This is a genomic window from Flectobacillus sp., assembly GCF_049240685.1.
Taxonomy (GTDB): domain Bacteria; phylum Bacteroidota; class Bacteroidia; order Cytophagales; family Spirosomataceae; genus Flectobacillus.
In genome coordinates, this window is sequence record NZ_JBMLSD010000134.1 from 14,739 (window position 1) to 25,347 (window position 10,609).

A 10,609-nucleotide genomic window follows, 5' to 3' on the forward strand; every position below is an offset into this window, starting at 1 on the left:
GATTGGGGGCTCAAAGGAGCCATGCACTATTTTAGAAATGATACTAAAGGCGGTTTTATGGATTGCTCAGTCATTTCTGATTTAGGGCGCTTTAAAGGTGGCTTAAATATGATTCAAGCTGATTATAACAATGATGGCTTTTTGGACATTTTCGTACTCAGAGGCGCATGGATGGGGAATTATGGTCGACAAGCCAATTCTTTACTCAGAAATAACGGCGATAATACCTTTACGGATGTAACCGTAGAAAGTGGACTTTTCTCAGAACATCCCACTCAGGCGGGCGTATGGCGCGATTTTAATAATGACGGTTGGTTAGATTTGTTTATAGGTAACGAAACAGGCGGAATGAATGAGTATAATCCTTGTGAACTGTTTATCAGTAATAAAAACGGCACTTTTACCGAAGTTGCAGCTATGGCCAAATGTCAAATTATCGACTTTGTGAAAGGGGTTAGTGCGGCTGATTATGACCATGATGGACTTCAAGATTTGGTCATTTCGGGCATTGGCGGACGAAGAACTTTGTTAAAAAATACAGGGATTAAAAACAACATTCCTCAGTTTGAGGATGTCACTGAAAAGTCGGGATTGAATGATATTCAGATTAATACCTTTCCAATTTGGTTCTGGGATTATGACAACGATGGTTGGCAAGATATTTTTGTTTGCGGCTACCAGTTCGACACATCTATCCCATACACTGCGGCAACTGAAGCCTTGGGGATTCCTAACCAAGCCAGTACCATGAATTTGTATCACAATAACCATGATGGAACTTTCACAAATGTTACCAAAGAGGCTGGTCTCAATAAATCCGTTTTTGCAATGGGTTCTAACTTTGGAGATATTGACAATGATGGTTATTTGGATATGTACTTAGGTACAGGCAACCCTGATTATAAATCCTTAGTTCCCAACCGACTTTTTAGAAATATGGGAAATGGAAAGTTTGCCGATGTCACCGTTTCAGGAAGGGTTGGAAATTTGCAAAAAGGGCATGGTGTAGCCATCAATGATCTTGACAATGATGGAGATAGCGATATTTTCATTGAAGTGGGCGGCGCCTATATTGGCGATTCTTACAACAATTCATTGTATTTGAACCCTGGGCAAAATAATAACCGTTGGATTAATATTCAGTTGGAAGGTACAGAAACGAATCGTTCGGCGATTGGTTCGCATGTAAAAGTTACCTTTAGAGAAAAAGGAATCAAAAGAGTCGTTTATCGTGATGTAAACTCTGGAGGAAGTTTTGGAGCATCTGCTTTGAGAAGAGAAATAGGTATTGGACAAAGTGACTTAATTGATGAGCTTGAAATTACTTGGGCTCAAACAGGTAAAACGCAAGTTTTCAAAAACCTAAAGCCTAATCAGTTTATCAAAATCAAAGAAGGAAATAATACTATTACCAAAGTACCTCTCAAAACGACTCCTTTTCCAAGTCAGTCTACAGAGATTCCTATTTGTAATACCAAAATGAGTCTTTAGGAAATATTTCGGATATTGGATTGCTGATTTTGGATATTGTGAAAAATACATTCATTTTCAATAAAATATCCTAGATTTCCGCAATCCCATATCCGCAATCCGAAATAGTTGATTTTTGAAATCTATTCTAATTGATAGTACCTGATATCTGGTCAGAACAGCATCTTTTACCTACACTTTTCCATCAATAGCCAAATTAATATAGCTACTGATGGAAAATCATGAAAGTTTCCCTCGTTTATTAGTATATTGTATGAAATAAATATTTATTTTTGTTTTAGTAAGAAAAAACCTCAACTATATCCTTTGAAAAAAATTGTCAGCATTTCATTTCTCTGTCTGTTGCTATACAATATGTTTAGCACTGGCATTGTTTTGCTTTGTTTTGACAAGTCGATTCAAAAAGCTACGCCAGTTACTCAAAATGATGAATGGCTAGAAATCAAAATGCCTATTGCTTTGCCCTACAGTAGCGATTTTGCCAATATTACTTCTCATGAAGGTTTAATTGAATATCAGGGTGAATTTTACAATATTATCGAACAACGTTATTCAAACGATACGCTTTATACCAAGATCAAGACCAATCATAAGGCTAAACAAAAGTATCAATCTATTTCTGAAGAACTTAGCCAACAATTTTCTGATAATCATTCAGAAAAAAGTTCGCCCTTAAAAAAGGCTTTAGATTTATGCAAGCACTTATCATCTAACTACTTACCTCAAAAAGTAGGTCTGGAAAACAAATATCTTCATTTCATCGAAAGCAAAAAACCAAGTTTGTTCTACTACTCTTATTTATATGCTCATCTATATACCTCAGGTGTTTTTATGCCTCCCGAAATAGCTTCAGTTTAATACAAGTACTCGTGCAAAATTAGATTTAAGTTGTGTGTTTTGGCACTAGGCAACAGGCAAAGAGTGTTATTTTTTTTAAAAAAACCATCGCCAAAAGCCGTTACCTGAAAGCCCAAAGCATAATCTTATATTTTATTTTGCCCACTAATTACCTTCCTTACGTATTGTTATTTACGTTAGGCTGGAATTGTATTGCCCAATCATTTTTAACTGAAGTAAAAACCATGTCATATATCACTTTACCCAATCCATCCTTGCCAGGTATTTCAGGGCTTTTGGACTATAATAAAACCACCGCACAACCTTTACTCAATCTTGCCGAGGTATTATTGAGAGGCGAATCTACTCTTTCGAGTGGTGAAAGAGAGCTAATCGCTGCTCATGTATCTTATCTCAACAACTGTCACTTTTGTCATTCTTCACATGCAGCAGCGGCAGTTGCGCATTTGAATTGTGATATTAGTATAATGGACGACATCAAGAAAAACTTTGTTGAAACGCCCATTTCTCCAAAACTAAGGGCATTATTGGACATTGCAGGAAAAGTACAAAAAGGAGGTAAACACGTTTTACCAGAAGATATTGCCATGGCCCGTGAAGCTGGCGCAAGCGACCGTGAACTGCATGATACCGTGCTAATTGCAGCGGCGTTTTGTATGTTCAATCGCTATGTAGATGGATTAGCCACTTGGGCGCCACAAGCCAATGAGGACTATCTGGAAATGGGTCAGAAAATGGCCTTTTTAGGCTATAATAGAGCAAGATAAATCTTCGAACTCTGTCGTCATTCTTCAATCGGTTGGTTAAATTTTCACTTAATCAACTAGATATTCTTTTGTCTATCCCCAACAGAAATTACCATTATGCCCCATATATCATTACCCGAACATTTGCCAGGCATTACTGGCTTATTGGAATATAGCCAAGAAACGGCTCAACCCATTCGAGATTTAACGCAACTGTTACTTCGCGGCGACAATACCCTATCACAAGGCGAAAGAGAGCTTATTGCCACCATCGTTTCACACCGAAATGGTTGTGTGTTTTGTACTAATGCCCATACCGCTGCCACAGATTTGCTACTTGGAGAAACAGAAACTTGTGAAATCATGAAACAGGATATTGACCAAATGCCTGTGAGTGATAAAATGAAGGCTTTATTAAAAATTGCATCCCTTGTTCAAATCAGCGGAAAAGCCGTCACCCCCGAGTCAGTTGGACTAGCCAAGTCATACGGTGCAACCGACGCCGAAATTCACGATACCGTGTTGATTGCAGCATTATTCTGTCTCTACAACCGATATGTAGATGGTATGGCAACTTTTACTCCCGACCCACAAAGTGGTTTTTATCAGCAACTTGGCGAGCGTATCGTTAATCATGGATATCAGCGCCTACCACAAGGTTATGACCATTTGAAAAAATCCTAAATTTCTCTAGACATGAAAAAACATATATTAACTATATTCATTTTTATCAGTATCCTCACTCAAACCATAGCGCAAGTTGCAACAGTAACAGGTAAAATTACAGATGCTCAAACGCAAAAGCCCATCCAAGGCGTTTCAATCAGAGTGAAAGGAAAACTTGCAGGTACGCAAACCACTGCTAATGGTAGCTTTAGTATATCACTAAAAACTCCTGCCACTATTGTGGTTACGATGATTGGTTACGAAGCCAAAACTGTTGATATTACTAATAATCAAGCTATTGATATTTCACTTTCTCCAGCAAATTCAGAGTTGGACCCTGTTGTAGTAACAGCTTCACGTGTTGAAGAACGAATTTTACGTTCGCCTGTCAGTATCGAGAAAATGGATATTCGCCAAGTTCAGCAAACTCCCTCAGCCAATTATTACGATGGTCTCCAAAATATCAAATCCTTAGATATGGTTACGAGTAGTCTTACTTATAAACAAATCAATACAAGAGGATTTAATAGCACAGGAAACGGAAGATTTTTGCAGTTAGTCGACGGTATCGATAACCAACCAGCAGGCTTAGGTTTTGCGATGGGAAACCTATTTGGTCCACATGATTTGGACGTAGAAAGTGCTGAATTAATTGCAGGAGCCGCCTCAGCTCTATATGGTCCAATTGCTTTTAATGGTCTTCTTAACACCCGAACCAAAAACCCTTTTGATTACCAAGGATTAAGCATTCAAACGAAATTTGGTCTCAATCACGTGAGTGATGGAACAGGATTAGGTGCAAAACCCATGAGCGATTTGGCTTTACGTTATGCCAAAGTTTTTAATAATAAATTTGCTTTCAAAATCAATGCTTCCTACCTCAGAGGTACCGATTGGTATGCCAATGACTATACAGATATCGACCCAAATACACCAGCAGCGAGTCGTGGAGCAAACAACCCAGGTCGTAATGCCTTGAATATTTATGGTGATGAAGTGGCTCAAACCTTACCTAATATTGGTAGAGTTTCAAGAACAGGTTATGAAGAAAAAGATTTGGCGACTTATGGTGTGTATAGTCTTAAACTAAATGGTGCTTTGCATTATCGCATTAATGATAACCTTGAGGCCATTTACCAAATGAATTTTAATCAAGGAACAGCTCAGTACACAGGAAGTAACAGATTCGTTATCAATGATTTTCAATTTGTCCAGCATCGTTTAGAACTCAAAGGAAGTCAGTTCTATATCAGAGCGTATTCCAACCAAGAAATTTCAAATAACTCCTACAATACACGCTCATTGGGACAGCAAATCAACCGTACTTGGGTACGTGACTTGAGTGGAAACATCGTAACACCAGACAAAGCAGATGCCACTTGGTTTCAGCGTTATGCGGCTGCTTTCAATGGTACAATCAGTGGTGTAACAGCACAAAATCCAACACAAGCAAGAGCCTTTGCCGACCAAGGTAGACTACTCCCAGGCACAGCAGCTTTTGACGAAGCACGAAGCCGTTTGATTCAAACGACAGGACTTTCAGGTGCTGGAATCAAAAGTAATTGTAGCCTAAAACACATAGAAGGACTCTATGATTTTAGTTCAGTGGTAAAAGTCTTCAATTTGCAAGTTGGAGGAAACTACAGAAAATACTATCTCGATACTGAAGGTACTTTATTTGATGACAAAGGTAAAAACCTCACCAATGATGAGTTTGGGCTGTTTACACAAGCCTCAAAAAGTCTTTTTCAAGATAAGTTAAAAGTAACTTTATCAGGAAGATATGACAAAAACCAAAACTTTGATGGTCAATTTACACCAAGAGCATCTGCAGTATTTTCCCCAACAGAAAGACATAATTTTAGAGCTTCGTATCAAACTGGTTTCAGAAACCCAACTATTAGTGATCAATATATTAAGCTTGACGTAGGTCCAATCTTAATTCTAGGCGGTGCACCAATCAATTCACAAGGAATGAATGTGTATGAAAACTCTTACACCGCCGCATCAGTGGGTGCCTTCGGTAGTGGATTTGGTGCCGATATGCAAAAAGGCGTTCCGTTTCCTACAGCTTTAGCCAATAATAAAGATAAACTGATAAAATCAAATGTGCCTTATATCAAACCCGAACGTGTTCAAAGTATTGAAGTAGGCTATAAAGGATTATTGACTTCAAAATTGCTTTTTGACATTAATTATTACTATAGTCAATATACCGATTTTATCATCAACTCGGTAGTAATTAGACCAAATAGCCCAGTAACATTACCAGACGGAAGTGTAAACCCAGCAGCAGCCGCAGACATTTTGAATGGCAATATCAAGGCTTTTCAATTGTACACCAACGCCGCAGATAAAGTGTCTATTCAAGGAGTTACAGCTGGCTTGACTTGGGCTTTACCTAAAAACTACCAATTACATGGCAATGCAACTTGGATAGATTTTAATATAATGGATGCTAATCCAAACAATATTCCTGCTTTCAATACGCCAACTTGGAAGAGCAATGTAACTTTTTCTAATCCAAAACTTACTGACAAATTAGGTTTTAGCGTGGCATGGCACTGGCAAACTGCATTCGATTGGTATGGGACATTTACAGAGTTGAGACCTGGAAGAATAGGCGCTTATAATTTGTTAGATGCACAGGTAAGCTATACAGTTCCATCACTTAAAACAAAAATCAAATTGGGTGCTGCCAACTTGACGAATCAATATGTAGTTCAAGCTTACGGGTCACCAGCCGTTGGGGGCATGTATTATATCAGCCTCAATTTTGACGAATTCTTAAGATAATAAGTGCTAAAACAACCTTACAACTTTATGAAATCAACTATTCACACAACCAAGGTTAAGTTGGCATTTACGCTTTGTATGCTGAGTTATTTATTAGGAGGCTGTATTTCTACGATGATGTCATCCTATTTGCCAGTTGCATTACCTGATTTACTGAACAGATTACTCGACGAGCAAAAGCTCTCAGAGTATGGCGCTTATATCAATGCCATATTTCTGTATGGCTGGATGTGCGGTGGCTTAACGATGGGCTTTGCCAGCGATAAAATTGGTCGAATACCTAGCTTGAGTATCGTAACAGCACTTTGTGGCTTGGGAACAGTATTTATTGTTTTTGTGAAAGACTGGTACGTTCTTCTTGCCTTACGCTTTATCTCTGGCGTTGGTGTTGGGGGAATCTTATTATTGACCACGGTCTATATTTCTGAAATATGGCCAGAAAAAAATCGACCTGTCATCTTGGGCATTTTGGCGGTTTCGTTTCCTTTGGGAATTGTACTATCAGGCGGAATTACCCTTCTATTTCCTTATTGGCATCAAGCTTTTTGGATTGGTCTTATCCCAATTGGTATCGCTATTTTGATGTTTGTCTTTTTACCAGAATCCCCAGAATGGCAAAAATCGCAAGGAAAAACAAAGAACATAACCCCAATAGAATCAATAGATTACCAGAAAAACCTTTGGACGGGAATACTTATTTTCGGAGCAGTACTTATTGGACTCTGGGGAATTTTCTCTTGGTTACCTACATGGGTACAAGGTTTATTAAGCAATGGTCAAAAAGGTCAGCAAGAAAGAGGTATTGTCATGATGCTTTTGGGAATTGGCGGAATCGTAGGTGGTATACTTTCTGGTTTTCTGATAAAATCATTTGGATTTAAGAAAACGCTACTTGGTACTTTCTTAGGGTGCAGCAGTGTTTGTATGTTATTGTTTTTAACTAATCAGACCTTTAGTGGTATGGTCTATATAGAAACAGCCTTGTTATCGCTCTTTTTTGGCATTAGTCAGGGAGCATTGTCGAGCTTTATTCCTGCGCTTTTCCCCGCACAAGTCAGAGGATTCGCAACAGGGCTATGCTTTAATATTGGGAGATTTTTTACCGCTACAGCCGTGTTTTTTGTAGGAAGTTTGGTGTCAATACTTGGCGGATTAGGACAATCCCTCATGATATTCTCACTAGCATTTGTTATAGCGTTTATCATGCTTTTACGTACAAAAAATTTAGTAAGCGATTCAAAAATATTGTAATAATGGACTGGAAGTGAACCTAGAGCGAGTCTATCATCGGTTATAGACTCGCTTCTTTTCAAAATCATTTAACTCAAAGAAATATGGCATATATTAACATTCCTTCTGAAGAACAATTGCCCGGTATTCGTGGTCTGATGGCGTTTAGTCCAGAAACAGCCAAACCGCTTAATGCTTTAGCCGAAATCTTATTACGAGATACAAACAATAGTCTCTCTCAAGGCGAGCGAGAATTAATAGCAACTTATGTTTCCTATCTTAATAATTGCACTTTTTGTCAAATGGTACACGGTTCAGCAGCTCAATGCTACTTGGAAGATGACGGAACATTAATAGAACAGGTTAAAAAAGATATGTCTCACGCGCCAATTTCTGAGAAACTCAAATCTTTGCTCGTCATTGCAGCGGCTGTACAAAAAGGAGGAAAATTCGCAACAGAAAATCATATCCAATCGGCTAAAGAACATGGAGTTACTGATAAAGAAATTCATGATACAGTATTAATTTCCGCTGCTTTTTGCATGTTTAATAGATATGTAGACGGTTTAGGAACATGGGCACCTCAAGAGGCAAGTTCCTATCTCGACAGAGGACCAAGAATCAGAGACGAAGGATATGCTAATTTTGACCCAATTGCCTATATTAAGGGGTAGAACTCTTTTCAGACAAACTTATTAACCATTTATTTATCAAGCTATTATGAGAGTACAACTCATTATCGGATTTTTAATTCTTTTTATCAGTGAAATACTGAAAGTATATTTTATCATGCCATTTCCTGGAAGTCAGCAGTCAGATACCATAGAATTGGCGTATTTTTTACATCAATACATTTGGTATTTACGCATTTTGGGGATTGTACTACTGGCATATCCTCTTTGGAAAAACTTTAAAATAGGCTCAAAACTTACCAAAATTATCCTTGGAGGGCTTACTTTTCTGTGGCTAGGAGTGGTTTATTTATTCAATTTTGAGCTAACTGCCGACCATATGTTTTATCAACCTAAAAATAAAATAATGGCAAGTGGAAGCGATAACAAAATTGCTAAAGATAAATTGATACTTGGCGTTGTTCATAACGGACAAGCCAAGGCCTATCCTATACAATTGATTGGTTATCATCACCAAGTAATAGATACCGTTGGGGGCACACCTATGATGATTACCTATTGCACCGTTTGTCGTACAGGACGTGTTTATTTGCCTTTTGTCAATGGCAAATATGAGCAATTTCGACTAGTAGGAATGGATCATTTCAATGCCATATTCGAAGACCAAACAACGGGTTCATGGTGGCAACAAGCTACAGGTGAGTCGATTACTGGAAAACTTAAAGGACTTAATTTACCTAGTGTATCCTCCGAGCAAATGAGTCTTTCAGCTTGGTTACAGATACACCCAAATTCCCTTGTGATGCAACCTGACCCAGAATTTAAGGAACAATATGCAGGTTTGAAAAATTATGATTCTGGTAAGGGTAAAAGTAATCTAACCACTCGTGACTCTCTTTCTTGGAAGCCAAAATCTTGGGTGATTGGCATTCTTATGGGAAAAACAGCTAAAGCTTATGATTGGAATCAATTAGTAAAAGACCAAATAATTTATGATACGTTAGAGCAGTCAAATATAGTAGTGGTATTAGAAAATGATAAAAAAAGCTTTCATGCATTCAAAAGTGAAAGTCCGTTTGGTCCATTAAAATTAGTATTGAAAAATAATCAATTAATTGACAGTCAGTCTGATGCTGTATGGAATATGGATGGAAAATGTATTGCTGGCAAATACGAAGGTTCATCATTACCTAAAATTGAAGCCTATCAAGAGTTTTGGCATTCTTGGAAAACTTTTCAACCCAATACTTTAGTGATGCAATAAGTATTATTCCAAGCTGGCGAACTGATTCGCCAGCTTGGAATGATAAAATTACCTGTGTAAACCATTAATTACTTCAAAATCTTAATTCTAATATCTTTAAAATAAGCCACACTTTTCGGGTCGTGACCTTGTAGAGCTATAGTACCAGAGCTAAGTCTTTTTTTACCACGATCTTCTGGAAGTATTTCAGGCTCGGTATAGTCCACAGCCAATTTGTCATTGATTTTGATAATCACCCTTTTATCCTTCACAATAATGTGGTATTCATACCACTCATCATCTTTGGCTAAGTTTTCTTTTACATCATTTACGCCATACAAACTACCTGTTTTGCGCCAGTCGGTATGTGTCTGATTTACTTGCACTTCATAACCTTTTTCAGGCCAACCAGAAGCTTGGTAACCTGTGTGAATAAAGATGCCAGAATTAGATCCAGGCAATGTTTTTGCCTTGATTTTTAGTTCAAAATTTTTAAAATCATGATTACCAACAGGCCCCTCATAAAATAAGTGTGTACGTTCGCCAGCTACTTTTATGGTACCATCCTCGATAGAGAAAGTCTTAGGATTCTCTTCATTGACACGCCAGCCTGCAAAAGATTTTCCATCAAAAAGTGATACCCAGCCTTTTTCTTTTTTCTGCGCAAAAGCCATTTGCACCGACATCAACAAACAAATAATGAATGATAGTTTTTTCATGTGTATAGTTTTTATAGTCCTTTTGGGATAAGTTGTTTTTTTACAACGCTAAAGTACAAATACTATTTGGGTATCTCTATCAAAAATTACGGTGTGGGTGTCTGTGGGGTAAAAGAATTAAGGTTTATAAGAATTAGGAAACAACCTATTTTTCTTTCAGAAAATCCTTAGTGCCTCCTTCACCAACCGTTTCTTACCACGAGAAATAGGAATCAGCGTTCCATCATT

At 37.8% G+C, this 10,609-nt stretch carries 9 protein-coding genes; 8 read left to right on the plus strand and 1 reads right to left on the minus strand.

Going from position 1 to position 10,609, the window contains the following annotated elements:
- From ACOVQ4_RS06110 to ACOVQ4_RS06145, 8 genes are all read left to right on the plus strand, one after another.
- Positions 1 to 1,491 (plus strand): CRTAC1 family protein (locus ACOVQ4_RS06110; protein WP_421819767.1); only part of this gene is annotated, 1,491 nt, incomplete at its 5' end.
- Between the two features lie 354 nt (positions 1,492 to 1,845).
- The gene (locus ACOVQ4_RS06115) at positions 1,846 to 2,349 is read left to right on the plus strand and encodes a hypothetical protein (RefSeq protein ID WP_421819768.1); all 504 of its coding nucleotides are present in this window, start codon (positions 1,846 to 1,848) and stop codon (positions 2,347 to 2,349) included.
- 224 nt (positions 2,350 to 2,573) lie between these two features.
- Positions 2,574 to 3,116, plus strand: coding sequence for a carboxymuconolactone decarboxylase family protein (locus tag ACOVQ4_RS06120; RefSeq protein ID WP_421819769.1), 543 nt, complete (start codon positions 2,574 to 2,576; stop codon positions 3,114 to 3,116).
- Positions 3,117 to 3,212: 96 nt separating this feature from the next.
- The gene (locus ACOVQ4_RS06125; protein ID WP_421819770.1) at positions 3,213 to 3,779 is read left to right on the plus strand and encodes a carboxymuconolactone decarboxylase family protein; all 567 of its coding nucleotides are present in this window, start codon (positions 3,213 to 3,215) and stop codon (positions 3,777 to 3,779) included.
- A gap of 12 nt (positions 3,780 to 3,791) precedes the next feature.
- Complete coding sequence (locus ACOVQ4_RS06130) at positions 3,792 to 6,557, plus strand: TonB-dependent receptor (RefSeq protein WP_421819771.1); 2,766 nt, start codon at positions 3,792 to 3,794, stop codon at positions 6,555 to 6,557.
- A gap of 27 nt (positions 6,558 to 6,584) precedes the next feature.
- The gene (locus ACOVQ4_RS06135; protein ID WP_421819772.1) at positions 6,585 to 7,808 is read left to right on the plus strand and encodes an MFS transporter; all 1,224 of its coding nucleotides are present in this window, start codon (positions 6,585 to 6,587) and stop codon (positions 7,806 to 7,808) included.
- A gap of 83 nt (positions 7,809 to 7,891) precedes the next feature.
- On the plus strand, positions 7,892 to 8,461 hold the full coding sequence (locus tag ACOVQ4_RS06140; RefSeq protein ID WP_421819773.1) for a carboxymuconolactone decarboxylase family protein: 570 nt from the start codon (positions 7,892 to 7,894) through the stop codon (positions 8,459 to 8,461).
- Positions 8,462 to 8,507: 46 nt separating this feature from the next.
- On the plus strand, positions 8,508 to 9,683 hold the full coding sequence (locus ACOVQ4_RS06145; RefSeq protein WP_421819774.1) for a DUF3179 domain-containing (seleno)protein: 1,176 nt from the start codon (positions 8,508 to 8,510) through the stop codon (positions 9,681 to 9,683).
- 68 nt (positions 9,684 to 9,751) lie between these two features.
- Here ACOVQ4_RS06145 and ACOVQ4_RS06150 read toward each other — a convergent pair whose 3' ends face one another.
- Positions 9,752 to 10,381, minus strand: coding sequence for a 3-keto-disaccharide hydrolase (locus ACOVQ4_RS06150; protein ID WP_421819775.1), 630 nt, complete (start codon positions 10,379 to 10,381; stop codon positions 9,752 to 9,754).
- Positions 10,382 to 10,609: the final 228 nt, after the last annotated feature.

Coding starts and splice junctions, on each gene's coding strand:
- ACOVQ4_RS06125 (WP_421819770.1), top strand. CDS start 3,213: ATGCCCCATATATCATTACCCGAACATTTGCCAGGCATTACTGGCTTA.
- ACOVQ4_RS06120 (WP_421819769.1), top strand. CDS start 2,574: ATGTCATATATCACTTTACCCAATCCATCCTTGCCAGGTATTTCAGGG.
- ACOVQ4_RS06115 (WP_421819768.1), top strand. CDS start 1,846: ATGTTTAGCACTGGCATTGTTTTGCTTTGTTTTGACAAGTCGATTCAA.
- ACOVQ4_RS06130 (WP_421819771.1), top strand. CDS start 3,792: ATGAAAAAACATATATTAACTATATTCATTTTTATCAGTATCCTCACT.
- ACOVQ4_RS06150 (WP_421819775.1), bottom strand. CDS start 10,381: ATGAAAAAACTATCATTCATTATTTGTTTGTTGATGTCGGTGCAAATG.
- ACOVQ4_RS06145 (WP_421819774.1), top strand. CDS start 8,508: ATGAGAGTACAACTCATTATCGGATTTTTAATTCTTTTTATCAGTGAA.
- ACOVQ4_RS06135 (WP_421819772.1), top strand. CDS start 6,585: ATGAAATCAACTATTCACACAACCAAGGTTAAGTTGGCATTTACGCTT.
- ACOVQ4_RS06140 (WP_421819773.1), top strand. CDS start 7,892: ATGGCATATATTAACATTCCTTCTGAAGAACAATTGCCCGGTATTCGT.